Here is a 26,283-nt window from a genome sequence, read left to right on the forward strand (position 1 = left end):
CTTAAATCACATTCACTTCAGCTTCAATCGCGATGCCAAATTCTCTTAAAATGGTTGCCTGTATGTCTTTGGAAACCGCTAAAATTTCCTGTCCGGTGGCGTTGCCGTAATTCACCAAAACTAAGGCTTGATTCTTATGGATTCCCGCATCACCAAAACGTTTTCCTTTAAATCCGGCGCGCTCAATCAGCCAGCCGGCCGGCACTTTGACTTCGGTTTCCGAAACCACATAATGCGGCATTTCGGGATGCAAAGCATGTGCTTTTTCATATTGTGCTTTTGGGATAATCGGGTTTTTGAAAAAACTGCCGCTGTTGCCCAGTTCTTTTGGATCGGGTAATTTACTCTGGCGAATGGCAATCACGGCATTGGAAACATCTTTCAGCGTAGGCGTAACGACGTTTTGTTTTTCCAGTTCCTTGGTAATATCGCCATAGGATGTATTGATTTTATGATTGCGTTTGGTTAGTTTAAACACCACCGAAGTAATCACAAATTGGTCTTTGACTCCGTGTTTGAAAACACTTTCGCGGTAACCAAACTGGCAATCTTCTTTGCTGAAAGTTTTGATATTTTGCGTAGCAATATTCACCGCTTCACACGACACAAAAGTATCCTTGATTTCGGTACCGTAAGCACCGATATTCTGCACCGGTGTGGTTCCTACATTCCCCGGAATTAAGGACATGTTTTCCAATCCGCCAAAGTTTTGGTCAATCGTCCAAAGGACAAATTCGTGCCAGTTTTCTCCGGCCATGCTTTCTACCCAGACAAAATCGTCATCTTCTTTCAATATTCTTCTGCCTTTTAAATCGATATGAATCACCAAGGCTTCTATATCTTGGGTTAACAACATATTGCTGCCGCCGCCAAGAATGAATTTTTTCTCGTTTGCGTTTTCCTGTAAAACAATTTTCAATTCTTCAACCGTGTGAACCGCTACAAATTGTCGGGCTTTGGCTTCGATACCAAAAGTATTGTATTTTTTTAGGGAGAAATTGGTTTGGATAGTCATCATTTAAAATTGGGCTTAATGGTTTACAAAAGTAAACAATCCTTTTAAATGAATTTGGTGTAGTAATGTTTTTGCCATTTGTGAAGCATAAATAAAGGCATCACATAAGGTAATATTTTGGTATTGCCTTTTCTGATTTCGGCTACCAATTTTTGACCGTCAATGTTTTCCATAAACGGCATATTGAAAATATCGCTTTTGGCAAAATTTTCCAGTTCGTCATTAAACCTTGGGAATTTCAGCAGATAACTTCCCCAGGGCGCACTCAATCCAATCTTTCTGAAATCGATGATTTCCTGCGGCAGTTTGTTCTCCATCGTGGTTTTGAGGATGAATTTTCCTTTCTTTCCGGTAAACATCCATTTGTCCTCCAAAGTGCCCAATCCGGCAACCAATCGCTGGTCTAAAAATGGCTCACGGCATTCGATGGAAGTTCCCATGGTACAACGATCATTTCGGTCTAACAGCGAACACAAATAAGTGTGTTGGTCAAAATAGAGTGCCTGGCGTTGCAAATTTTTCGGATACAATTCCTGTGCTTCCTTTAAAATCTGATGGCGGTATTCGTTTTCCGGTTTTTTCTTGTTGCCGTAAAACAAGTTAATGTCTTCCGGATATACATTGGAGCCGTTAAAAATAACCAAATCCGCATCGCTGTTGATTTTTGAATAACGGAATAATTTATCGTAACGCGGTCTTTTATTAAAGGTTTCAAATTTGGAGATTTGTGAAATTACCTTTAGTAATGTTGGATTTTTCAAGGCTTTGTAACGAACATAGCCACCCATCAATTCATCGGCACCTTCACCGGAAAGCAGCACTTTTACTTTTGGCTTGGCCAATTTAGCAATAGCCAACAAATGCGGTTCGTTGAGATGCATTAAAGGTTCGTCCTGAAAATAGGAAGTCTCAATTAAAGTTTGGTACAAATTATCATTCTCCAATTGGGTATGATTGAGAATATAATTATACTCTTCGGTTATTTTTTTGGCCAAATGGTATTCATTGTGTTCGGCTTCTGAAAAACTGATGTTGAATGTTTCTATATTCTTAAAGTCCTGATGGTACAAAGCTGACAGTATAGAACAGGAATCCAATCCACCGCTGAGTAAAACACCAACAGGAACATCACTCACCATGCGCAGTTTCACCGAGTCAAAGAAGGTTTCCTCAAACCATTTTTTCGGATTGACAATCGGGCTGTGGTTTTGAATTTGTTCTTTCAGATTCCACCATCTGGTAATACTGCTTTTTCCGTTTTCATCAATGACCATATAATGTCCCGGTAGCAGTTTTTTGATATGATTGTACAAAGTGTTTTCACCCGCTACAAAACGGTTGAAAATGTATTCTTCCATACCGTTTTCCGAGATTTCCAATGGAACTCCGGCGCCAAAAATGGCTTTTTGTTCTGAAGCAAAGTATAAAGTGTTTTGATAAATCGAATAATACAAAGGTTTTACGCCCATTCTGTCACGGCAAAGCGTCAGTTTCTTTTCGACAGTATCCCAAATAGCAAAGGCAAACATGCCGTTCAGGCGATGCAGCATTTCCATACCGTACAATTCAAAAAGATAGAGCAATACTTCAGTGTCGGAACCCGATTTCAAAGTGATTCCTTTGCTTTTTAATTCGGGATAAAAAGATTGGTAATTGTAAATTTCACCATTGAAAACGATGATATACCGTCCGTTTTCAGAAATAAATGGTTGGTGACCGGCTGCAGAAGTATCAATAATAGATAATCGCCTGTGTCCTAAACCGATATTGTCGTTGAGGAAAATGCCTTTGTCATCCGGACCACGATGCTCGAGTAAATCGCGCATTTTTACCAATTGACTTTGATCAACCGGTTTGTAATCCAAATTTAAAATTCCATTTATGCCACACATATAACTATAGAGACGTTGATTTATCTGAGATTAAATCGTGATATTTGAGGGCAATTTTTTTCATATTGATTTCATAGTTGGCATTATCTTCTACAAATTTCCTGTTGGCTATAATTACCTTTTGGGTAAAATCTGTATTCTGAAAAGCCCACTCCAATTCTCCGGCTAAATTAAACTCATTTTCGAAAGTTGCAAGTATTCCGTTAACTTTTTGTTCTATCCAATGACGATTTCCGGGTAAATCACTTACAATTGGGAAACAGCCACAAGCCATAGCTTCAAAAAGTGATGCCGAAACGCCTTCAGTGGAAGGCATGCTGATGTAAAAATTAGACTTTTGCAAATAAGCCGGAATATCATTATTATCAATCCTTCCGACAAAATCAACTTCGGTTGAGATGTTTAATGCTGCCGCCAGAGACTGTAATTTTTTCAATTCGATTCCATCACCGATAATCGTAAGATTGAAAGGAATATTCTTTTGTTTGAGAAGCGCAAATGACTTTAAAATCAAATCGTGCTGGTATTCAGGATTAAGGGAACGGGTTACGATGGCATTGATTTTTTTGTTATCAGTCGCGTCGTTAAATTGAAAGAAATCCAGGTTGATGCCTTTGGGTAAAATCATCACCTTATTCATATCAACACCGCTTGCTTCCATATGATCTGACATTACTTTTCCCCAGGCATGGATCAAATCGGCTTTGTCATAAGCATATTTTTGGATGATTTTTTTAAAGGGATAGGAAAGCGAATTCAAAGGCCACAAATCGGTAATGCCTTGTTGGGCAATCGCAATCGGTCTGATTCCGGATAAAGCTGCTAAACACCCATAACTGGTTGTGCGCTCGGCAATGACCATATCGGCATTGAATTTTTTGGCTATGCTTTTTATCGTTAAAAAGGCTTTGGTCAGTTCGAGGATTCGAATAAGCCTGTAAAATCCATGACTTTTGGTTTGCAGTTCCCAGGAAACGATTTCAAAATCGCCAAAATCCCTGAGACCATTCATCCAAGTGACAGCATCAGCGCGGTAGGTTTCGCCCAAAAACAGTATTCTTTTTTTTGCCATTTGGAGTTAGTCTTCGGTTTCCAGCGCTCTGTTTAAAAAATCATTTAAAGGTTTTAAAGCCATTAATTTTTGAGCTACTATTTTACTAAAATCTTTGTCAGTAAAAAGTGCATCCTCAATTTTGTTGGATGCCGTAAAACTTTTCAGTTTTAAAAATTCAATAGCAGGGTGATTGGGTTCGAAATCTTTGGGTGCTTTTTTCAAAGTGTTATTTTCGTCACGAGTCATTGCTACAAACTCTTTTTTGAACGTTTTGTCGTTGACAATCGCGTCTAAATCATCATGGAAAAAGGCTATTTCTTTACGTATTTTTTTTAATTCTTCGGGTTCCGGACACCAAACGCCACCTGCGATAAAGGAATTCCCTTTTTCGAAGTGAACATAGTATCCCGGACTGTTTTTCCTGAATTTATTTTGGGTAAACCAAACACCCATATTGGTTTTATAAGGCGATTTGTCTTTGGAAAAACGGATGTCGCGATTGATTCGGAATGTACAGTTTTTGACTTCCAATGGCTCTAAACTTTTATCCAATGGTTTCATTTCTGCCAAAAGCGAGGCAATGAAATTATGATAGTCCTTTTTATAGTTTTCATACCTTTTTTTATTGGCATGCATCCAATCAGTATTGTTATTGGCGATTAAATCTTCGAGAAACTGAAGTGCTTCTTTGGTTATCATAATGCTACAGGTGTTTTCTTAATTCTTCTTCCGAGATATAGCCCAAATTGCGCCAAACTTCTTTCCCTTTTTCATATACGATGATTACCGGCAAACTGTCTAATTTCATTTGCTTTACTAAGGTTTTATTCTCATCGGCATCGAGTTGGACAATCTTAATTTGGTCTTTCATTTCGGTTTGAAGCTTTACAATATAAGGCTTCATTTTTTTACAGGGTTCACACCATTTGGCACCGAAATCAATCATAACCTTATCACTGGATTGCAATAATTCGTTGTATTCCTGATCGCACATGCCAATGATTTTGTCATCTGGTTTGTTTTCTCCTGAAGCGTTCCATTTCATGATACCGCCATCCAGATTGTAAATTTCCGTAAAACCGAGTTCGGCTAATTTATTAGCGGCTTTGGCACCACGGCCACCAATTTTGCAATACACAAAAACCGGCTTGGATTTGTCCAATTGATTGGCTTTGTCCACAAAATTATCACCATTCCAATCCACGTTAACAGCATTGTCAATATGGCCGTCGCTGAATTCTTCTGGTGTTCTGACGTCTAATAATTGCGCATTAGTAGTGGCGTGAAGTTTCTCTGCAAAGACTTTTACATCAACGGTTTTTACTTCTTTTGCAGGTTGTCCCTGACAACTTAAGAATAAGAAACTCAATAATAGCAGGGGAAATAATCTGGATTGCATATCTTTTGGATTTTTAGCTAAATTACAAAATAGAATAACATTACAAATTAAATATTTTGTAGCTCTGATGTGTTGTTTTTACTATGTTTTCCGTGCGTTCCGGATGGGTGTCTGTGATAAATAATTGACCGAATTCTTCGTTGTTAACCATTTCGACAATCTTGCTGACACGAAATTCATCGAGCTTATCAAAAATATCATCAAAAAGCAGAATTGGTTTTTCACCGCTTTGTTTTTTGACAAAATCGAACTGTGCCAATTTCAACGCAATCAAAAAGGATTTCTGTTGGCCTTGGGAGCCAAACTTCTTAATCGGGTGATGGTCAATTTCAAACGACAAATCATCTTTATGAACACCAACCGAAGTATATTGCAATGCTCTGTCCTTACTCAGGTTTTCTTCCAACAGGGCTAAAGTGTCTTTTTCAAACAGATCACTTTGATATACCAATTGCACCGTTTCGGCGGAGTTGGTAATATCCTGATGGTATTTGTTGAAAATCGGAATGAATTCAGAAAGGAATTTTTGCCTTTTGTCAAAAATCGAATTCCCCAGATGGTGCAGTTGCTCATTATAAATGCCTAACGTGTCTTTTTCGAAGACATGATTCAGCGCAAAATATTTCAGTAAGGCATTGCGCTGACTGATGATTTTTTGGTATTGGATGAGTTGCTGTAAATAGGTGTTGTCCAACTGCGAAATTACACTGTCCATAAATTTACGGCGCGTTTCACTGCCTTCAATGATTAAATCCCGGTCGGCAGGGGAAATAATGACCAAAGGAATAAACCCGATGTGGTCTGAGAATTTTTCGTAGAGTTTACCGTTGCGCTTCAGCATTTTCTTTTGACCTTTCTTTAGGCTGCAGAGAATTTGCTCGGAGCGGTCATTTTTTTCGAATTCGCCATCCACTACAAAAAACTCTTCGCCGTGCTTGATGTTTTGCACCGCCAACGGATTGAAATAACTTTTCCCGTTGGCCAAATGGTAAATAGCATCAAGTATATTGGTTTTTCCAATACCGTTTTTACCCACGAAACAATTGATTTTGGCATCAAATTCGAAGGTGGTATCTGAAAAATTTTTGTAATTGAGTATTGAAATTCGCTTTAAAAACAATTTGGTTTTTGTTTGAAATTAGTGTCTAAACTCCTTATTTATAAGAGTAAAAGGTTAATTTATTGCAGTTATTCCCAACCCTTAAAGTAAAGAGGTGCAAAATATTCAAAAATATCGACAAAAATAGCTTTTAAATATGAATAAAAATTTTATTTTTGCGCACACTAAATTAAAAATAGATGGCAACTTTTAACAAAAGAGGATATAAAGCACCGAAAGAAAAAGCAGAAAAATTAGATAACAATTTTATCGAAGACGTTAACGTTGATGAGAAAGACAGTGCGACTGCAAAAGCATTTGACACGTTGGATCAATCGGCTTCAAGAGCGGAAGATTTTATTGCAAAAAACCAAAAAGTTATTTTAGGTTTCCTTGGCGCAATTGTATTGGCTGTTGTTGGATACTTTGCTTATGATAAATTTATTGCTGAGCCAAACCAACAAGATGGCGCTGAGCAGTTATTCGTAGCACAACAAAACTTCCAAAAAGCGGTTGATGGCGATGTAAAAGCCGATTCATTATTCAATTTGGTATTAAATGGTTCTGAAGGAAAATACGGTGTTGTGAAAATCGCTGAAGAATATTCAGGAACTGCAGCCGGTAACCTGGCTAACTATTATGCCGGTATCGCTTACCTAAACACAGGTAAATATGCTGAAGCTGTAAGCAGCTTAGAGAAATTCTCTTCAAAAGACATTATGCTGAGTACTTTGGCTCAAGGGGCGATAGGTGATGCTTATGCACAACAAAACAAACAAAAAGAGGCTTTGGAATTTTATTTGAAAGCAGCTGATGCAAGTCAGAATGATTTCACCAGACCAAGATATTTAATGAAAGCCGGAAAAACAGCTTTGGCTTTAGGAAACAAAGCAGACGCTTTGAAATATTTCACTGAAATCAAAGAAAGCTTTGATGGAACTCCGGAAGCACAAAACATCGATGGTTTGATTGGTTTAGCGCAATAAATCAAAAAATAATATTTTAAAAAGGATTAAGGATTGTATCTTTAATCCTTTTTTATTTTAAACAATAAAACTATGGCAACTGCAAATAAAAATTTGTCCAACTATGATAAAAATACACTTCCAAATGCAAAGGACTTTCGTTTTGGGGTTGTGGTTTCAGAATGGAATGATACAATCACCAATGGTTTGTATAATGGGGCAGAAGCGGCTTTATTAGACTGTGGCGCTTTACCGGAAAACATTATCCGTTGGAATGTGCCTGGAAGTTTTGAGCTGGTTTATGGTGCACAACGCATGATTGTCACTCAGGAAGTAGATGTGGTGATTACAATAGGTTGTGTGATCAAAGGCGAAACCATGCATTTCGAATTTGTATGCGAAGGCGTAACCCAGGGCATCAAAGATCTGAATGTACAAACCGATGTGCCGGTTATCTTTTGTTTATTGACCGATAACAACGAGCAGCAATCCATCGACAGAAGCGGTGGCAAACATGGCAACAAAGGAACCGAAGCCGCAATCGCAGCGATAAAAATGGCCGATTTGAGAAGAAGAACAATGTAACATCGCTATATTTTCAGTCTAAAATAAGAGCCTATTCCATTGTGAATAGGTTTTTTATTTTTAGCCAATTATTAACTATAAATCCCAATACTTTTTCCTTAAATTTGCTTTCTTCGGTTACCCAAAAACTGATGCCATAACAAAACACTGAATACTAAAAAAGAATGTCGAGTATAATTCAATTACTTCCTGATCACGTTGCCAATCAGATTGCTGCCGGCGAAGTGGTGCAAAGGCCGGCTTCGGTAGTCAAAGAACTATTGGAGAATGCCGTTGATGCCAAAGCCACTGACATCAAACTCATCATCAAAGATGCCGGGAAATCATTGATTCAGGTTATTGACAACGGACTCGGAATGAGTGTCACCGATTCGCGTTTGTGTTTTGAGCGTCATGCGACTTCCAAAATCCGTCAGGCGGAAGATTTATTCTCTTTGCACACCAAAGGTTTTCGCGGTGAAGCTTTGGCTTCGATAGCGGCGATTGCCCATGTGGAAATGAAAACCAAGCAGGAACAGGAAGAACTCGGAATTCACATTATCATCGAAGGCAGTAAATTCGTTTCCCAGGAACCGGCGGTTTTACCTAAAGGCACTTCGTTTGCGGTCAAGAATTTGTTTTTTAATATTCCGGCACGCCGTAACTTCTTAAAGTCGGAAACCGTAGAACAACGCCATATCGTGGATGAATTCCAACGTGTAGCGATGGCACATCCGAACATTCATTTTACGATGTACCACAACGGCAGTGAAATGTTCAATTTGCCGGTATCCAATTTCAGACAACGCATCGTCAATATATTTTCCGGTAAAACCAATGAGAAATTGGTTCCGGTAAAAGAAGATACCGAAATCGTCAACCTGCAGGGATTTATCGGCAAGCCCGAATTTTCGAAGAAAAACAGAGGCGAACAATTCTTTTTTGTCAATGACCGTTTTATCAAAAGCGGTTATCTGCATCATGCCGTGATGGCAGCTTATGAAGGTTTGCTCAAAGACGGTGCGCAGCCGAGTTATTTTTTATACCTGGAAGTTCCGCCACACACGATTGATATCAATATCCATCCGACCAAAACCGAAATTAAATTTGACGATGAGCACGCGTTGTACGCCATTTTACGTTCGGCCATCAAACACAGTTTGGGACAATTCAATGTAGCGCCAGTGCTGGATTTTGATCGCGACCCGAATTTGGATACGCCTTATCAATACCAAAATAAAGAAGCGGAATACCCAACCATACAAGTCGACAGAAGTTATAATCCTTTTTCTGAGGATAAGCCGAGTAAATCATCAGCGTCTAATTTCAGTTATAAAAAACCCGAAGCGCAACCGAGTTGGGAAAGTTTATATGTGGGTTTAAAGCAAGCCGGACAAGAGATAGCCGAAATGACTTTTGAAAATGAAGCAGTAACTTCTTCCTTATTCGAAGAAAATGAAATAGAACAGGAAGTTAAACGCACGTACCAAATCCATAAAAAATACATCGTCAGCCCAATCAAATCGGGCATGGTGATTATCAATCAGAAACGAGCGCACGAACGCGTTTTATACGAAGAGTTTTTGACGAGCATGACGGTTTATCAGGCATCGAGTCAGCAGTTGCTGTTTCCGTTGCAGTTGCATTTTTCTTCAGGAGAAATTGAGTTGTTGGCCGAATTAAAAACGTCGCTGGAAAATACCGGTTTTGTCTTTGAATCGATGAATGAGGATAACATCATGATTTCGGGTTTACCTGTCAATGTGACCGAAAGTGAGATTTCTATCGTTTTGGAAGAGTTATTGAGTGATTTACAGGACGGCATTCCGGACAACAGTTTTTCCCAAAATGACACCATCGCCAAGTCGATGGCACGAAGTTTGGCCATTAAAACCGGAACCTATTTAACCGAAAAAGAACAAGAAAATCTGGTGCACAATCTGTTTGCTTGTAAAGAACCGAATGTGTCACCGTTTCAAAAACCAACTTTCATCACCATGAGTGTGGAAGATTTAGATAAAAAATTCAGCGTATGATGCGAATGACCGAGACTGTTAAGCAGTTACTGATTATTAATGTTATATTTTTCATTGGTTCCAATATTGTGGGCGATGTGGCTTACCAATTGTTTTCAGAATATTATCCGGAAAATCCAAATTTCAGATTTTGGCAGCCTTTGACCAGTATGTTTATGCACGCGCCGGTTTACAACGGTTCGGGCGGTATGGGGATTAGCCATATTCTTTTCAATATGATTGCCTTAATCTCTTTTGGGAGTGCTTTGGAGCATTTTTGGGGCGCCAGAAAATTTATATTTTTCTATATATCCTGCGGATTGGGCGCCGCTTTATTACATGTTGGATTTAATTATTATGAATACCATCAAGCCCTGAATTTATTTCATGAGGCCAATATTTCCCAATCACAAATCAATTCATTTTTGGCTACCGGAAATTATGATAGTTTTCAAAATCTATTGCCATTAGGTACTATTGAGCAATTGTTCTTTTCGTATAATGGTACTTCAGTGGGAGCATCGGGAGCCATTTATGGTTTGTTGACTGCTTTTGCTTTTATGTTCCCAATGGCTGAATTGGGGATTATGTTTATTCCAATTCCGATTAAAGCCAAATATTTTGTACCGGGATTGATTGCGGTGGATTTATTTTTAGGATTTAAGGGAAGCTCTATTTTTGGAAGCGGAGGAAGTGGAATTGCCCACTTTGCCCATATTGGCGGCGCCTTGACCGGTTTTATCATGATGTGGTATTGGAAGAAAAATTCGTTCAATAAAAATCGCTGGAACTAAGTATGAACTTACTGCAAGATTTAAAATTTCAATATAAGATTGGCGACGTTGGTGTCCGATTGGTCTTTTGGAACCTGCTTTTTTTTGCGGTTCCTGAGATTGTTTTCGCGGTCATCAAGCTGTTGAATATTCATATTGACTATTTGAGTTTTGTGAGTTTGTCCACTAATTTTGGTGACCTCACCTGGAAACCCTGGTCGATTTTATCCTATGCGTTCTTTCATTTTGGAATCATTCATTTGATATTTAACATGCTGATGTTGCATTACACCAGCCGCTTGTTCCTGACTTTTTTCACCCAAAAACAATTGTTAGGCGCTTATATTTTGGGTGCTATTTTCTCAGGATTGATCTTTTTATTGGGCTACAATTATTTGCCGGCTTTATCACAGGTACAGACTTCAATGGTTGGCGCTTCCGGAGCGATTATGGCAATATTGTTGGCCACCACCACTTACCAACCGTTTATGGACGTTAGGTTGATGTTCTTTGGGAAGGTTAAGTTGTGGCAGATTACTATAGTTTTATTGTTTTTGGATTTGATTCAGTTGCCGATGAACAATACCGGCGGACATATTGCGCATTTGAGCGGCGCTTTTTTTGGTTATATTTACATCAAGCTGTTGCAGAACGGAACCGACTTGAGTAAAATAGTAACCGGGATCATTAATTTTTTTGCTGATTTGTTCAGCACAAAGAAAGCAACGCCTTTTAAAAAAGTACACGTTAACCCCAAAAAACCTGCTGTAAAAAAAGAGAGTAAAATTGTTGCCAAAGACAAAACCCAGCAACAAATTGACGAGATTTTGGATAAAATCAGTCAATCGGGTTATGACAGCCTGACAGCCGAAGAGAAGGAATTTCTCTTCAAAGCCGGGAAATAAATTGCAAATGAAAAAACTATCGTGGTTTAACAAAGTGGTTTTCGGATTCAATATAGTGGTAACTGTATTGACCTTTATTGCTTATGTATTGCCTTTTCTGGCGCCAAAGTTATTTCCGCTGCTTTCGGTACTGACCTTGATTTTGCCCTTGTTTTTAATCCTAAATGCGTTGTTTTTTGTGTATTGGTTAATCCAATTGAAACGACAGGTCATTCTTTCCGGTTTAGTCTTACTGCTCGGCATTACATTTATCAATAAATTTTATAAATTTTCCGCTAATGATTTGCCCGAAGAAGAGAAAGACTTCACGGTGATGAGTTATAATGTGCGGCTGTTTAATCTTTTTGACTGGCTTCCGAATGAGCATGTAGGCGATACTATTTTGTCATTTATCAACGAACAAAACCCGGATATTTTGTGCATACAGGAGTATTCGGAAAATGCCAAAGTGGATTTGAGGATTTACAAGTACAAGGCTGTTTTTATGGAAGGTAAGCAAATCAGGACCGGACAGGCTATTTTTTCCAAATTCCCGATATTCAATCAAGGTGATTTTAAAATTCCCGAAGCCGGAAACAACATCATTTATGCCGATATCAAAAAAGGAAAAGACACTATTCGGGTGTATAATATCCATTTGCAGTCGATAAAAATTTCACCGGATGTCAATGAAATTGAAGAACACGTTGACGCGATCGACCAAAACAAATCCCAAGAGGTTTTCAGCCGAATCAGGGATGCTTTTAAAAAACAGGAACAGCAAACGGCCATTTTAGTCAATCACAGAAACGACTGCAAGTATCCGGTAATTATTTGCGGAGATATGAATAACAGTGCGTTTTCCTATGTTTACCGAAACATCAAAGGCGATTTGAACGATTGTTTTGAAGAAGCCGGAAATGGTTTTGGGCAAACCTATAAATTCAAATATTATCCGGCGCGAATTGATTATATTTTTGCCAATAAAAAGATGCAGGTGAAGAGTTTTAAAAGCTTCTCCAAATTTGAAAATTCAGATCACTTTCCGGTGATGTCAAGGCTTTCTTTTACGGAGTAGTTATAGTTTTTGTTTCTTCAGATAATCCAACGCATATCTTCCTTCATTGAACAATAAATCCAATATGCTTAAATTGTTCAGATAACCATGCTTTTCGCCGAAAACCTGCGTGTACGAGTCAAATTGGGCTGTGTCTTTTTTACCGTTGATTAAATTTCTGAAATCTGTTTTATCGGTGACTTCATGAAAGTATTCTTCGGTTTCATTATAATCAAATTCCAATCCGAGACATTGTGATACAATCGACATGGTTTCCAGATTTAAATCCATCAGGAATTCGTGTTTCTTTTCGAATATCGGGTGAATGTCATCTTCAAAATACTCGAAGAAAGGCGAAGCCCTGTAAGCAGCTTCAAGCGATTTAAAATGCTGCTTCTGCCAATCGAAAGCGGTTTCCAAACGCACGTCTTTGGTTTTTTGATGGGCGGTTTTAGAATGTTTGATGGGAATATTGAGCAACTGAATGCCATTCGGACTGTAAATGTACATTCGGTTGCGGTTGGTTTGCTTTTGGAAGTTGTCCTCTATTTCAAAGGTTACCAAATCACTTTGGGCAATCGCTGCAAAATGACTGATCGATGGAAAATAACCCGGATGAATGAGAATGTTGGTCATTTGGTTATTCGGTAATTTGGTTATTTGATTTCGTTGGATTTATCAATTTGATAATTTCTAAGAGAATTTAGTTTGTTAGTTATGCTTTCTAATTTTTCTCTTAAAGTAATATAATCTGATTCCGAAATAAAATTTAACTCAAATGAAATTATTAATTGATTTAATACTTCAACGGCAGAACTGAATGCTATAGAAGTAAAATGAGCTTTATCTTTGTAGCTTTTTCTAGCAGAACCTTCTGCAATATTTGAACCTACTGATATTGAAGCTCTCCTTAGCTGGGAGATTAGGCCAAATTTTTCAGCTTCAGGGAAATTTGAGGTTACTTCATATATCGATTTGGAAAACTCTTTTGATTCAACCCAAACATCTAATTTTTCAAATGAAAAAGTGTACATATCTTATTAGTTTATTCTGTTATTTGTGGATTTGGTTATTCGAAACTTTGGAAACGAATTAACGAATTACCACATGAACAAATTAACCTTTCACCGCTTTTCTCTTTTTCCAGAAATAATCACCCACAACATATAAGGCTACCAATCCAAGGAAATATTTAAGATAAGATTGTGGTTGGCCTTCACCGCTCACTGTGGTAAACATTCTTTCCCAACGTATTTTATCAAGTCCTTGACCGTTACCATCATAACTTAACCAGATAAACACCGGTTTTCCAACGATATGATCTTCCGGTACAAATCCCCAATAACGGCTGTCTTCAGAGTTGTTGCGGTTGTCTCCCATCATCCAGTAATAATTTTGTCCAAAAGTATAGGAAGTCACTTTTTTGTCATCGATATAGATATCATCTCCGGCTACTTTTAAATTATGTTTTTCATAAACGGTGATTACCCTTTTGTAAAGCGGAAGATTTTCTTTGGTTAATGTGATGGTTTTGCCCGCTTCCGGAATATAGAAAGGTCCCATATTATCGGAACTCCAATTTGGATTGTGGCTGAAAATGGTGCCTTCAGGTTTTTTAATGATGATTTTGGTTACCGATTTTATGCCAGGTACTTTCTTCAAAGTAGCTACCGCTTCATCCGTTAATGCTTTAATGATAACTGTGTCTCTGGCTTCGTTCTTAAATCCGGCGCCATCAGTAGAACCTACATTTTTTATAACATAATCTAAGTCGACATTGGCATTTGGATCATAAGTCAGGAAATAAGCATGCTGAGGTTTGGCTCTTTCCGGTAAAATCAATTCCTTTCCGTTGATATAAACCACTCCGTCTTTGATTTGTAAATTATCACCAGGCGTTCCCTGACAACGTTTTACATAGTTAGATTTTTTGTCAATAGGCTTTACAATGCTTCTGCCCGAAGTATCGAAAAATTTGTATACGGTATCTGCCGGCCAGTTGAAAACCACGATATCATTTTTCTCAATTTTCTGGAATCCCGGAAATCTAAAGTAAGGCAATTGTGGCCAACTCAAATAAGATTTGGTTTTTACGAATGGTAAAGTATCGTGAACCATTGGTGCGGCAACTGCAGTCATTGGCGTTCTGGCACCGTAATGAAATTTACTTACGAATAAAAAGTCTCCAATCAACAATGATTTTTCCAAAGACGAGGTTGGAATTGTAAACGGCTGCATCACATAAGTATGCACCAAAGTAGCGACTACAATCGCAAAAAGAATCGAACTCACAGTATCACCGGCTTTGGTGGAAGCTACTAAACTCCTGTCGGAGATGTGTTGTACGTCTTGCGTATAATTGATATAGTAGATGTATAAGCCGAAGGTGAAAATCCCTAACCAGGTGTCAGCGGTTGATTTTCTGCCAAAACTTCTCAAAGTTTCTACCCAAACCACAGGGAACATAATCAGATTGATGATTGGGATGAATAAGAGCAACGTCCATAAGGTTGGACGACCGATAATGCGCATTAAAACAATGGCGTTATACACCGGTACAAAGGCTTCCCATCTTTTTCTTCCTGCTTTTTCATAAAGTTTCCAGGTTCCTAAACCGTGAATGACCTGAACAATCAGAAAAAATACAATCCATTGATATGTTGACATAATGTTGAGTTTAAAAGTTTTTTATTTGTTATCCAAAAGTTGAATTCGTTACAGTTCTTGGATGGATTAGTTTAAATCCAGGACATCTTTCATTGAAAACACGCCCTTTTTACCCTGAATCCATTCGGCTGCCAAGACAGCGCCCAAAGCAAATCCTTCGCGACTGTGTGCATGGTGTTTGATTTCGATAAAATCTACGTCTGAACGGTAGTAAACACTGTGTGTTCCGGGAACATTCTCTATTCTTTTTGCTTCGATGTGAATCTGATTTTCGGCAGCAGTTTCTTCTGTCCAGGAAGTATAAGCCGAATTTTCGATAACGCCTTTGGCTAAAGAAATAGCGGTTCCGCTTGGAGAATCCAGTTTTTGGGTATGGTGGATTTCTTCCATGGATACTTTATAAATCGAAGAGAATCGCGCCATCATTTTGGCCAAATAAGTATTCAGTTCAAAAAATAAGTTTACGCCTAAACTAAAATTGGAACCATATAAAAAAGCACCATTTTTTTCGTGGCATAATTTGACTACATCATCATAATGTTCCAACCAGCCTGTTGTGCCGCAAACTACGGGAATTCCATGGTTAAAAGCAGTCGAAATGTTTTCAACAGCGACCATTGGCACGCTAAAATCGATAGCGACATCGGCTTTTTCTAAACCTTCGTAAGTATTGGATTCATCCTTTCTGAGTACAATTTCGTGTCCTCTTTCCAAAGCGATTCTTTCGATCACTTTTCCCATTTTTCCGTATCCCAGAAGTGCAATTTTCATTAGAATTTGTAATTAAAAGTTAGGCCGATATTGGGTTTGGCCGTAAAATCATTTTGATAAACATCCGGTACAACCGAAAGTTTGTCATTGACGTTGAATTGTATCAAATGCGCGTCAACGTTGGCATCCACAATATTCAAAATGTAGAAACCTACGGTTATCATCAGCGATAAATCCCTGTTTCTTTGGTAAAACCGTTGCGCCTGAATCAGTCGGGAATCATCCAGATAATCATATTGATCATCGTTAAATCCGGCCAATCTTCTTTTATAAGCGTCGCGATAGCTGTGGTATTTTTTGTTGTTGTCAAGGTAAAAATACATGCTCGTTCCAATGGCTCCGTAAACGATTGGAATTTTCCAGTATTTCTTATTGTAAGCTTGTCCCAATCCGGGTAGAATAGCCGAATAGAAGGCAGCTTTTGCCGGAGTCAAAGGATCTATTTCTTTCATTTTAGTGGTATCGGTAACCACCAAACCTTTGATTTCATCTTGCGCAAAAAGCGATTGATTTCCAAACAGGCAGCAAAGAACAATTATGTAGAGAAACCTATTCACTAACCTTTGATTAATTTGATAATGCGGTTGAAATCTTCCTCAGAGTGGAAAGGAATGGTAATTTTGCCTTTGCCGTTTCCGGCCACTTTTACGTCGATTTTGGTTCCGAAGAAATTCACAAAAGCCTTTTTTTGCTCTTCGGCCACAGTGAAATTCTCTCCTTTTTTGGCTTTCGCCGGAGCTGGTTTTAAACTATCCTGGTAGTTTTTTACCAAAGCTTCAGTTTCACGAACGGAAAGATTTTGGCTTACGATTTTTTGGTAAATATCGGTTTGTACGTCTTGGTTTTCGATATTGATGATGGCACGGCCGTGACCCATGCTAATGAATCCATCTCTGATTCCGGTTTGGATAATCGGGTCTAATTTCAACAAACGCAGGTAGTTAGCGATGGTAGAACGTTTCTTGCCTACTCGCTCACTCATTTGCTCCTGAGTCAATTGGATTTCGTCAATCAATCTTTGGTATGACAAGGCAATCTCAATTGGGTCTAAGTCATGACGCTGGATGTTTTCCACCAAAGCCATAATCAACGACTCATTGTCATTGGCAATTCGGATGTAAGCCGGAACAGTAGTTAGTCCAACCAATCTCGAAGCGCGCAAACGACGCTCTCCCGAAATCAACTGGTATTTATTGAAGTCTAATTTGCGAACGGTAATCGGCTGGATAAGCCCTAATTCCTTGATGGAAGACGCCAATTCCTGAAGTTGCTCTTCGTTGAAATTGGTTCTCGGCTGAAACGGGTTGATTTCAATCGCTTCGATATCCAATTCGATAATATTCCCTACAACCTTGTCGGCATTCTTGTCGCCGATAGATTTGATATCATTTTCAGGGTCTTTTAATAGGGCAGATAATCCTCTTCCTAAGGCTTGTTTTTTTATCGCTTTTGCCATGGCTTAATTGCTGTTTTTCTTGATAATTTCCTGTGCCAAACTCAAGTAGTTTGTGGCACCTCTGCTCGTAGCGTCAAAGTTAATGATACTTTCACCAAAACTTGGCGCTTCACTCAATTTTACATTACGCTGGATGATGGTTTTGAAAACCATATCGTTGAAATGCTTTTGCACTTCTTCCACCACCTGATTGGACAAACGCAAACGCGAGTCATACATGGTTAGTAAAAGGCCTTCTATATCTAAGTTGGGATTGTGTATTTTTTGTACGCTTTTAATCGTATTCAGTAATTTTCCTAAACCTTCCAAGGCAAAATACTCACACTGAATCGGAATCACAACGCTATCGGCAGCGGTTAACGCATTTAACGTCAACAAACCCAATGATGGCGCGCAATCAATCAAAATGTAATCGTATTGGTCTTTTACGCTTTCCAAAGCTTGCTTGAGCATGTATTCGCGGTTTTCTTTGTCTACCAATTCGATTTCAATAGCTACCAAGTCAATATGTGCCGGAACTACCCAAACATTTGGCGCGGTACAAGCTATGATTGCCTCTTCGGGTGTATTGCTGTGTTCTAAGATTTGGTAAGTACCAATTTCAATACTTTCGACGTCTATTCCCAAACCTGAACTTGCGTTGGCCTGAGGATCGGCATCAATCAATAACACTTTTTTTTCTAAAACACCCAGTGATGCTGCAAGATTTACAGAAGTTGTCGTTTTCCCGACACCACCTTTTTGATTGGCAATTGCAATGATTTTACCCATTTATATATGATCAATTTTGAGCCGTAAAAATACGATTAATTATGGGTTTGTCAAGGCTTATTTGTTAACATTCTGGTAAAGTTTTGAAGATGAGAAAAGAAGAAAGATAAAAGAGAAAAGACTTAAGATTTTCACTGTTTAAATCGATAAAATTCACAATTCACAATTTTTATTTGTTCCCTTTGTTTTTAATCATCATCTCCAGCATATCCCACATTTCCTGCGGAATTTTTTCTAAGATGTTGAATTGTCCCGCGCCTTGCAACCATTCGCCACCATCGATAGTCACTACTTCTCCGTTGATATAAGCCGAGAAGTCCGAAACCATATAGGCTGCCAGATTGGCCAATTCCTGATGATCGCCCACTCTTTTCAAAGGCACTTTTTTAGCCATATCAAACTTTTCAGCCAAATCTCCAGGAAGCAATCTGTCCCAAGCGCCTTTGGTTGGAAATGGCCCCGGAGCAATCGCATTCATACGGATGCCGTATTTGGCCCATTCGACAGCCAAACTTCTGGTCATGGCTAAAACGCCGGCTTTAGCGGTAGCGCTCGGCACTACATAACCCGAGCCTGTCCAGGCATAAGTGGTGACAATGTTCAGAACATTACAGTTGGTTTGTTTGGTATTGATCCAATGTTTTCCAAAGGCAAGTGTACAGTTTTTGGAACCTTTTAGCACTATATCGATGATGGTATCAAAAGCATTGGCCGATAATCTTTCAGTAGGAGAGATGAAGTTTCCTGCTGCATTGTTGAGTAAAACATCCACTTTGCCAAAGGTTTTGAGTACTTCAGCGAGCATCGCTTCCACTTGGTCGTAATGACGCACATCACATTGCAGCGGTAAACATTTTCCGCCAGTTTCTGTTTCCAATTCGGTTGCGGTGGTTTGAAGTTTTTCAATATCTCTTGAAGTGATGGCGACTTTAGCACCCAGTTCCAGAAAATATTTGGTCATGGCTTTGCCTAAGCCGCTTCCGCCACCGGTTACCACAATTACTTTGTCTGAAAGCGCATTATCGCGAAGCATTTTTGCAGAAAAATCCATAAAGTTTATTTTTTAGTAAATATATAAACTTCGGCTTCAGAAAAAAAATAAACCGGATTGAAGTGATTACTTTCAATCCGGCTTTTTCACATTACACTTATTAACCTAACATTTATTTTTTGATGAACTTTTTGATAATGCTACCGGCATTTGATTCGACGTGAATAAAATACATTCCGGCATTTAACGGACTTACATCCATGGTATAGACATAATTTGACATTTCTGTGGTCGTATTTTGTTTTACGACTTTGCCTTGCATGTCTATAATTTTATAAGTTACCAGATCACTTTTTAAGCGTCCCGGAATGATGTTTAATTCATTGTCCGCCGATGTAGGATAGACGACGAACTCGTTGTCGATAATACTTGCTTCCTGTCCTAAAGCAGCAAAATTGGTGACCACATTGTCTATGAGCAAACGGCTTCCAAATGTCGGAGTTGAGCCTTCTTTTGCCATGCTGAATGAGATGTTCATAAACGCTCTGGGCGCATTGCTGGTATACGTAATAGGAATGTAGACATACTGGAATTGGCTATTTGTTCCCGAAATATCTAAGGACGCATTTCCGATTATGTTTCCTTGGTCGTCAGCCACTTCAATGACTGCTGTAGCTATGTCATTTCCGGCAGGAAGGAATTTATAGTAAAATCCGAGCATATCAATATGATCTCCGGGAACTACAGGAATACCTGGATTCCAACCCGGACTGTCTTGTTCAGGATCATTGAAAATCATAGCCATTCCCGGAATCACAAAATCTTGTGTTGCGTTATAGGCATTTGAAATTTCCATGGCATATTGCCCGGTTTGTGCTTCAGTTGTAGCATAAACCATTGACGGAACACACCAAGTGAACTGAATTTGGTCACCAACAGATTCTCCGGTTTCGGCATCAATGACAACTTGTTGTAAAAAGGTCATTCCCCAATTGCTTGGCAGAAAATTTGGTTTTACATTTTCAAAATTCCCGTTTGTCACCTGCGCATTTGCACCTGAAGTGAAAACGAGTAAAACCATACTTAAGAAAAGATAATGCTGTTTCATAATGATATTGTTTTGATTGATTATAGGAAACTTTTTCATAGCAATTTCCAAAACCAAAATTAGATATAAGATTTCATTTTCATTCAAAATGAAGGTGAACAATAGGTGAACATGATTGAGATTTTTGCTAAATCCCAGCAATGCTAGCTATTTTAGAATCAATTTTTTATGGGTTGATTTGTCTCCGGATGTCAACTCAATAATGTAAAGACCGCTATTGAGGTTTCCTAAATTGATCGTTGACTCTTCATTTTCTATAATCCCTGAAAAAACTTTTTTGCCTGAAATATCGAATACGGTCAGTGTAGTATTTGATTCCAAATCTTTGATCGAAATATTGACCAAACCATCGGATGGATTTGGATAGATTTCAAATCTTTTCTCCTCCGGAGTAGGATTGCCCAATACAATACAAGTTGATTCAATATTATATTTGGCGATAAACAAACCGGCATTATTTGGAATTCCGTTATTGTTGGAATTCAGCAAAAATTCATTGGCAGAAGGATCAAAATCGAGTTGGCCTCTGTAAGTTCCCGTGATGATAATGTCATTGTTCGGATCTAAGGCAATAGGCAGATAACCGTTGAAATCCACAAAAGTGACATTCCCCAATTTGCCAATATCCATGGACCATAAATGTTCACCAGTCGGGGAATAGGAAGCGATGAAGGCATCGACAGTGTTGTTTAAAGTGCTCAATATATTTTCCTCAGTATCTGGATTGAAATCACAATTCCCCTGAAATTCACCGGAAACATAGATGTTGTCGCAACTGTCCAGAATGATATTAGCATTAAAGGACGAAGGAAAGAAAGTAGTTTGTGTACTAGTAGGTGTTGCAAATTGCTTGTTCCAGCCTAAGTCACCATTATTATTGTATTTAACTAAAACAGAGCTGTAAAAATCATTGGTATCTAAAGTAGTAGCCGTAGGCAAAAAAGTGGCATTGCCTTTAAAGGAATAAGTCATGATAATGTCATTATTGCTGTCTTTTTTGATAAAAGTCATGAATATGTCTGTCGGCGCTGTGCCACGGATATGCCTGTTCCAAAGAAGATCACCGGTAGAGCTGAATTTGGCAATAAAAGCAGAACTGAATGCCCCGAAGGAAACCGATTGTGAGGTAATAAAAGCATTGGCTGCCTCACTCGGATTCAAATCAACGGTTCCGACAAAATTGCCACTCATGAAAATATTATTGTCGTCATCCACTTCCAAACCGCTGAGGATTACAGCGCCATTGCATCTGAACTGCTTTACCCATTGAAAATTTCCCGTATCCGAAAGAGACAAAAGGAAACCATCATTGTTAAATGCGCTTAGTTCAGCAGTTTCGGAAACCGAAGGATTAAAATCCATTGTTCCAAAAAATAAACCGGAAATCAATAGAGCGTTGTTTTGTTTCTTCAGGGCAAAAGTGGATACAAAATTCTCCTCGACATCATCAAAATATTGGGTCCAGAGTTCGGTTCCATCTGTATTCCATTTGGACACAAAAAAACCGCGTGTGCTGGTAAAGCCAGTCAGATACAGATTGTTTCCATCAATAATCATCGAAGAAGCGCGCTCTTCATTCATATTGGCAAAAGTGGGTTCGATAAGATTATGCGCCCAAATGAATTCTCCGGCCGAATTGTATTTGGCCACATAAACATCGGCTTCTCCATCAGTCACATTGACGGTTCCTCCTTGGTAAACCAATGGGAAACTTCCGGATGTACTGGTATCAAAATCCACGGTTCCATGGTACAATCCGGTGATGTAAAAGTTTCCGTTACTATCGGTAACCGTGGCACGCGACCAAACGCCGTGTTCGTGCTGGGTTTCGAGTGATTGGGCAAAAAGAAGTGTTGGTGTTTGAGAATAACTGAACAAAGTCGTCAGTAGTAACAATAAGGTAATCTTTGTTGAGAAATTTTTTTTCATAGCTTTTAATTTTTTTGATTTAGTCAAATTTAAAAAGCCGGTTTATCTCTTCTTGTTTTTTAAGGTTTACATAAGGTAAACAACGGTGTAAATAATTGAAATTCAGTAGTTTTTACACGCTAAGAATGAAATCGGTAAGGTTTTCTTCGGTGTTTAACAGCAGTTTTTTTCTCAAACGGTGACGTGCGGTTTTCACACTGTCGGGCGAAATGTTGAGAATAGATGCCATTTCCTTGATGGAAAGGTTTAATTTGATCAGGGCGCAGATTTTCAGGTCATTGGCACTGATGTCGGGGTATTTTTGTTTTAACCTAGTGTAGAAATTTTTGTTGACACTTTCAAAATAGTTGTCAAAGTCGCGCCAGTTGTTGTCCTGGATGGTGTACTTGCTCACGAGTTTTTTAAGTTCGCCTTCCGAGTTAGGTTCTTTCCTGTTGATGATGCTTTTGATTTCATCGAGAATCTCATTCTTTTCAATCATCTGAATGGTCACGGCGCTCAACTGACTTTCTTTGTGTTCGATGTCGTTTTGGAATTGTTGCTCTTTCAGGTGTTTTTGCTCTTCCATCAAGGCTACTAATTCCTCTTTGGTTTTGAGTAATTGCTTGTCGCGTTTGTTGATTCGTTTCAAAAAGAAAAATCCGATTGTAAAGATTAAAATCAATAAGCCCAACAGCGTAATCAGTAAATAGTTGGTCAGTTTGGACACTTCCTGCTCTTTGGAAATCAATTCGAGCTTTCTGTTTTTTTCAGAAACTTCAAACTGGACTTCGAGGCTTTTTACGATTTGTTCTCTTTCAAATGAATAAAAACTGTCTTTGATTTGAATGACTTCTTCCTGAAGCTGACTCACTTTAAGGAAATCATCCTGTTTCTTTTTCAGTTCAATTAAAGCTTCTATGGTTCTAATTTCAAAGGTCTTATCGCTTAATGGCATAGCGATGATTCTCGCTTTGTCAAAATAATTCTCCGCGACGATAAAGTTGTTTTCAAACCGCAGATGCCATTTGCCCAAAGCAATAAGTGAATAAACCTGCGCTTGCTTGTTTTCGGTTTTTTCGGCCAGTTCAAATGCTTTTTTGAAATAATTCAGGCTGCTTTCTTTCTGATTGTTCTTTTGGGCTATTTCTCCGAATTTCATATAAGACGTAGGCAAATAAGCCAAATTATTGAGCTTTTCAAATTCGGAAAGTGCCAATCTGAAATACTTTTCAGCATCTTCAGCTTCATTTTTCATCTCGTATAAATTGCCCAAGCTATTATAGGCCAAGCCCAAAGTTCCGGTGCTGTCTTTTTTATCCTTGAGTTCGTCAGCGACTTCCATACTCAATCGCATGGCGTCTTCATACTTTTTTTGGCGGCTGTAAATGGTGCTAATGAGTTGCAGGCATTTGTATCTTCCGATTTTGGCTTGCTCAGCATCGGTTTTTTCCAGTTTCTTGTATTGGTCCAGCGATTGTGTGGCAAATTGAAGTCCTTTTTCTAAACTCGAACCATAGGTACAAATTCCAAGATAGAATAAGGCGTCTGCTTTGTCTTTGGTGTTTTTTTCTTTGGTTGCTATTTCATTGGCTTCCCAAAATAGCTTGAAAGCTTCGGTATCGTTGTCTTTGATGAGTTCGGCCCAACCTTTTTGCAGTAATTTATTTCCTGATGTTTGGGCATGGCCAACACCAATGATGGAAAAAATAAGGATTAGACAGAAGTACTTCAATAAATTCATGCCTCAAAAATAGATTTTTTTGAGTTTACTTAGTAAAAATCAGGTTGACATATAGTATACATGTCCGGATTTTTTAGAGTTTCATCAATCGTTCGGCTGCTTTTTGAAGGGTGACATCATCTTTGGCAAAACAAAATCGAATGCATTGGTTATCATTGCCATTGGCATAGAATATTGAAATCGGAATGGTGGCTACGCCCAATTCGGTCACCAGTCTTTTGGTAAAATCCAAATCGTTTTCATCACTGATATTAGCATAGGAAGCCACTTGGAAATAAGTGCCTTCACAGGGTAGAAGTTCTAATTTGGTGTCTTTAATTAAACTTTGGAAAAAGTCTCTTTTCTGTTGGTAAAATTGTCCCAAAGCCTTTACATCAACCAAATCTATATATTCATTGAGCGCATGTTGGGCAATGCTGCTCACACTAAACACCAAAAACTGATGCACTTTTTTAATTTCCCTCATGAGGTGTTCCGGCGCAATCACATAACCGATTTTCCAGCCTGTAATATGAAATGACTTCCCGAAGGAAGAAACCGAAATGCTACGGTTCCAAAGTTTGGTATGGTGATGCACCGAAATATGGGGTTGCTCAAAAGTAATGTATTCATACACTTCGTCTGAAAGTACCAAAAGGTTTGGATAGGAATCTAGCAGTTTTTCCAATTGGTCAAAATCAGTTGGAGTCCACATTTTTCCGGTTGGATTGTGCGGATTGTTGATGATGATAAGTTTGGTTTTTTCATTGGTTGCTGCGAAAATCACTTCCCAATTGGGTGTAAAATCATTGTTGAGTGAAACCCTTATCGGTTTGGCATTGCTTAATAAAATAGGCGCTTCATAACAATCGTAACTTGGGTCGAGGATGATGACTTCTTCGTTGGCTTTGACCAATGCCTGAATCGTAGCGAAAATGCCTTCGGTAGCACCGGCTGTGATGAGGATTTCAGTTGTAGGAGTAATGGTTCTTCCATAGGATTGCCGGGTCAAAACTGCAATTTTTTCCAATAATGAAGGCAAACCGCTCATCGGCGTATATTGGTGGACATTTTCTTTGGTAAGCCTCGAAAGTATCGCAGTCAATCGTTCGTCAACCGGGAAATTGGGAAAGCCCTGAGATAAATTAATGGCCTGGTGTTCGGTTGCCATTTGTGACATTACCGTAAAAATGCTTGTGCCAATATGTGGAAGTTTGGACATCAATTAAGCTGATTTTAAAAATAAGGTGGTTAATGTTCTGGCCCAATACCGAGGAACACTGTAGTCGTTTTGCAAATGGGCAACAACATCGTTTGATTTTTTGTTTTTGGCATCAAAAGCAGTCAGAATTTGAATCCAATCGTCAATTTTTTTGCCGGTTTTTTCGATGACCTGTTCGTCAGACACGTCCCAATATTCCTTTTTCATTGTGTTTTTTTGTAAAAGTATAAAAAAAGCACTTCGATTGGAAGTGCTTTTTAAACCTATATAAATTTTGTTGTTATTCTTTTTTTTCTGTTTCGGCTGCCAATTCTTTTTTGCTTTCTAATCTTGGTCTGTCTGAAGCCGACATGTCGCGGATACAAACATATTTTCCATCTCTTTTTTCAAAAACAGCAATGTAGTTTCCGGTATAAAGTGCGTTACCACCAGCATCTGACACTCTGTAGTTTCCAATTTCCACAACCTGATTGGCATTGTCAGAAGGGAATATTTCATTCACTACAAAAGCAATTTGATATCCTTCCGGGAAATTAGCCAAGTCATCCTTAATCGACTTTTCTATAGCTGCTTTACCAACTAAAGGTGGTTTGTTTTGAGAGAAACTAGTTGCGTCATCGGCATAATATTCTGAAGCGTTTACGTTACGATCGTTAAACAATTCTGCCATTTTGTTTTCAATGCTTTGAATTTCATTTTTAATTTGTTCTTTATCCACAACTACTTCTTCTGTTTTGGGCTTACAAGCAAAAAAAAGTAGTGATACCATACTAAGAACGATACCTTTTAACATCTTGTTTTTCATAAATTATTGGTTTTGGTTACTAAATTTTGTTAGAGAGCGTGACTGGGGTGTTATAAAAGTAGTGATAATTTGCATAATTCTGAAAATTTTGCATCTTTTTTTATTTGATTAACATAAAAAAAGCACCTCTTTGCAGAAGTGCTC

General features: G+C 38.5%; 26 protein-coding genes. 6 read left to right on the forward strand and 20 right to left on the reverse strand.

What is annotated here, in order from left to right:
• Position 1: 1 nt before the first annotated feature.
• Genes murB through recF form a run of 6 tightly spaced genes read right to left on the reverse strand, consistent with a single transcriptional unit; the run spans position 2 to position 6,480 of the window.
• Positions 2-1,015: a UDP-N-acetylmuramate dehydrogenase gene (gene murB / locus P1K33_RS08115; RefSeq protein WP_284652631.1), complete on the reverse strand. Its 1,014-nt coding sequence runs from the start codon at positions 1,013-1,015 to the stop codon at positions 2-4.
• 44 nt (positions 1,016-1,059) lie between these two features.
• A complete protein-coding gene (asnB, locus tag P1K33_RS08120; RefSeq protein ID WP_284652432.1) occupies positions 1,060-2,907 on the reverse strand; it encodes an asparagine synthase (glutamine-hydrolyzing) in 1,848 nt (615 codons plus the stop codon).
• A 4-nt stretch (positions 2,908-2,911) separates the two neighbouring features.
• A complete protein-coding gene (locus tag P1K33_RS08125) occupies positions 2,912-3,979 on the reverse strand; it encodes a glycosyltransferase (RefSeq protein WP_284652434.1) in 1,068 nt (355 codons plus the stop codon).
• Between the two features lie 6 nt (positions 3,980-3,985).
• Entirely contained in the window at positions 3,986-4,660 is a 675-nt protein-coding gene (locus tag P1K33_RS08130) for a DUF2461 domain-containing protein (RefSeq protein WP_284652436.1), read from the reverse strand.
• A 4-nt stretch (positions 4,661-4,664) separates the two neighbouring features.
• Positions 4,665-5,360: a rhodanese-like domain-containing protein gene (locus P1K33_RS08135; protein WP_284652437.1), complete on the reverse strand. Its 696-nt coding sequence runs from the start codon at positions 5,358-5,360 to the stop codon at positions 4,665-4,667.
• Between the two features lie 40 nt (positions 5,361-5,400).
• On the reverse strand, positions 5,401-6,480 hold the full coding sequence (gene recF, locus P1K33_RS08140) for a DNA replication/repair protein RecF (protein WP_284652439.1): 1,080 nt from the start codon (positions 6,478-6,480) through the stop codon (positions 5,401-5,403).
• Between the two features lie 179 nt (positions 6,481-6,659).
• Here recF and P1K33_RS08145 point away from each other — a divergent pair, with 179 nt between their 5' ends.
• From P1K33_RS08145 to P1K33_RS08170, 6 genes are all read left to right on the forward strand, one after another.
• A complete protein-coding gene (locus tag P1K33_RS08145) occupies positions 6,660-7,445 on the forward strand; it encodes a tetratricopeptide repeat protein (protein WP_284652440.1) in 786 nt (261 codons plus the stop codon).
• A 72-nt stretch (positions 7,446-7,517) separates the two neighbouring features.
• A complete protein-coding gene (gene ribH, locus P1K33_RS08150) occupies positions 7,518-8,009 on the forward strand; it encodes a 6,7-dimethyl-8-ribityllumazine synthase (protein ID WP_284652441.1) in 492 nt (163 codons plus the stop codon).
• A gap of 164 nt (positions 8,010-8,173) precedes the next feature.
• Positions 8,174-10,024 carry a DNA mismatch repair endonuclease MutL gene (gene mutL, locus P1K33_RS08155; protein WP_284652442.1) on the forward strand — a complete coding sequence of 617 codons (1,851 nt, stop codon included), beginning with the start codon at positions 8,174-8,176 and terminating at the stop codon, positions 10,022-10,024.
• Positions 10,021-10,797, forward strand: a complete 777-nt coding sequence (locus P1K33_RS08160) for a rhomboid family intramembrane serine protease (RefSeq protein ID WP_284652443.1) — start codon at positions 10,021-10,023, stop codon at positions 10,795-10,797. Before mutL ends, P1K33_RS08160 begins: the two co-directional genes overlap by 4 nt.
• A 2-nt stretch (positions 10,798-10,799) precedes the next feature.
• A complete protein-coding gene (locus tag P1K33_RS08165; RefSeq protein WP_284652444.1) occupies positions 10,800-11,681 on the forward strand; it encodes a rhomboid family intramembrane serine protease in 882 nt (293 codons plus the stop codon).
• 7 nt (positions 11,682-11,688) lie between these two features.
• Positions 11,689-12,738 (forward strand): endonuclease/exonuclease/phosphatase family protein, encoded by a 1,050-nt coding sequence (locus P1K33_RS08170; RefSeq protein ID WP_284652445.1) that lies wholly within the window; start codon positions 11,689-11,691, stop codon positions 12,736-12,738.
• Here the strand turns inward: P1K33_RS08170 and P1K33_RS08175 are convergent, their stop codons facing one another.
• The 14 genes from P1K33_RS08175 to P1K33_RS08240 all read right to left on the reverse strand — a co-directional run bounded on the left by P1K33_RS08175 (position 12,739) and on the right by P1K33_RS08240 (position 26,139).
• Positions 12,739-13,353, reverse strand: a complete 615-nt coding sequence (locus P1K33_RS08175; protein ID WP_284652446.1) for a WbqC family protein — start codon at positions 13,351-13,353, stop codon at positions 12,739-12,741.
• Between the two features lie 20 nt (positions 13,354-13,373).
• Positions 13,374-13,751: a four helix bundle protein gene (locus P1K33_RS08180; RefSeq protein WP_284652447.1), complete on the reverse strand. Its 378-nt coding sequence runs from the start codon at positions 13,749-13,751 to the stop codon at positions 13,374-13,376.
• An 82-nt stretch (positions 13,752-13,833) separates the two neighbouring features.
• Positions 13,834-15,384: a signal peptidase I gene (lepB, locus tag P1K33_RS08185; RefSeq protein ID WP_284652449.1), complete on the reverse strand. Its 1,551-nt coding sequence runs from the start codon at positions 15,382-15,384 to the stop codon at positions 13,834-13,836.
• 66 nt (positions 15,385-15,450) lie between these two features.
• Positions 15,451-16,155, reverse strand: coding sequence for a 4-hydroxy-tetrahydrodipicolinate reductase (gene dapB, locus P1K33_RS08190; protein WP_284652450.1), 705 nt, complete (start codon positions 16,153-16,155; stop codon positions 15,451-15,453).
• The gene (locus tag P1K33_RS08195) at positions 16,155-16,712 is read right to left on the reverse strand and encodes a DUF5683 domain-containing protein (protein WP_284652451.1); all 558 of its coding nucleotides are present in this window, start codon (positions 16,710-16,712) and stop codon (positions 16,155-16,157) included. The genes dapB and P1K33_RS08195 overlap by 1 nt, the downstream gene beginning before the upstream one ends.
• Positions 16,712-17,611, reverse strand: coding sequence for a ParB/RepB/Spo0J family partition protein (locus tag P1K33_RS08200; RefSeq protein ID WP_284652452.1), 900 nt, complete (start codon positions 17,609-17,611; stop codon positions 16,712-16,714). Before P1K33_RS08200 ends, P1K33_RS08195 begins: the two co-directional genes overlap by 1 nt.
• Positions 17,612-17,614: 3 nt before the next feature.
• The gene (locus P1K33_RS08205) at positions 17,615-18,382 is read right to left on the reverse strand and encodes a ParA family protein (RefSeq protein ID WP_284652453.1); all 768 of its coding nucleotides are present in this window, start codon (positions 18,380-18,382) and stop codon (positions 17,615-17,617) included.
• Between the two features lie 169 nt (positions 18,383-18,551).
• Complete coding sequence (locus tag P1K33_RS08210; protein ID WP_284652454.1) at positions 18,552-19,433, reverse strand: SDR family oxidoreductase; 882 nt, start codon at positions 19,431-19,433, stop codon at positions 18,552-18,554.
• A gap of 112 nt (positions 19,434-19,545) precedes the next feature.
• Positions 19,546-20,481 (reverse strand): T9SS type A sorting domain-containing protein, encoded by a 936-nt coding sequence (locus P1K33_RS08215; RefSeq protein ID WP_284652455.1) that lies wholly within the window; start codon positions 20,479-20,481, stop codon positions 19,546-19,548.
• 147 nt (positions 20,482-20,628) lie between these two features.
• A complete protein-coding gene (locus P1K33_RS08220) occupies positions 20,629-22,410 on the reverse strand; it encodes a T9SS type A sorting domain-containing protein (RefSeq protein WP_284652456.1) in 1,782 nt (593 codons plus the stop codon).
• A gap of 112 nt (positions 22,411-22,522) precedes the next feature.
• Positions 22,523-24,133: a hypothetical protein gene (locus P1K33_RS08225; protein ID WP_284652457.1), complete on the reverse strand. Its 1,611-nt coding sequence runs from the start codon at positions 24,131-24,133 to the stop codon at positions 22,523-22,525.
• A 73-nt stretch (positions 24,134-24,206) separates the two neighbouring features.
• Positions 24,207-25,334 (reverse strand): methionine aminotransferase, encoded by a 1,128-nt coding sequence (locus tag P1K33_RS08230; RefSeq protein ID WP_284652458.1) that lies wholly within the window; start codon positions 25,332-25,334, stop codon positions 24,207-24,209.
• Between the two features lie 3 nt (positions 25,335-25,337).
• Positions 25,338-25,541, reverse strand: coding sequence for a DUF4287 domain-containing protein (locus P1K33_RS08235; protein ID WP_284652459.1), 204 nt, complete (start codon positions 25,539-25,541; stop codon positions 25,338-25,340).
• A gap of 73 nt (positions 25,542-25,614) precedes the next feature.
• A complete protein-coding gene (locus P1K33_RS08240) occupies positions 25,615-26,139 on the reverse strand; it encodes a YybH family protein (protein ID WP_284652460.1) in 525 nt (174 codons plus the stop codon).
• Positions 26,140-26,283 lie beyond the last annotated feature (144 nt).

Origin of the sequence: Flavobacterium terrisoli (genome assembly GCF_030167905.1) — a bacterium.
GTDB classification, from domain to species: domain Bacteria; phylum Bacteroidota; class Bacteroidia; order Flavobacteriales; family Flavobacteriaceae; genus Flavobacterium; species Flavobacterium terrisoli.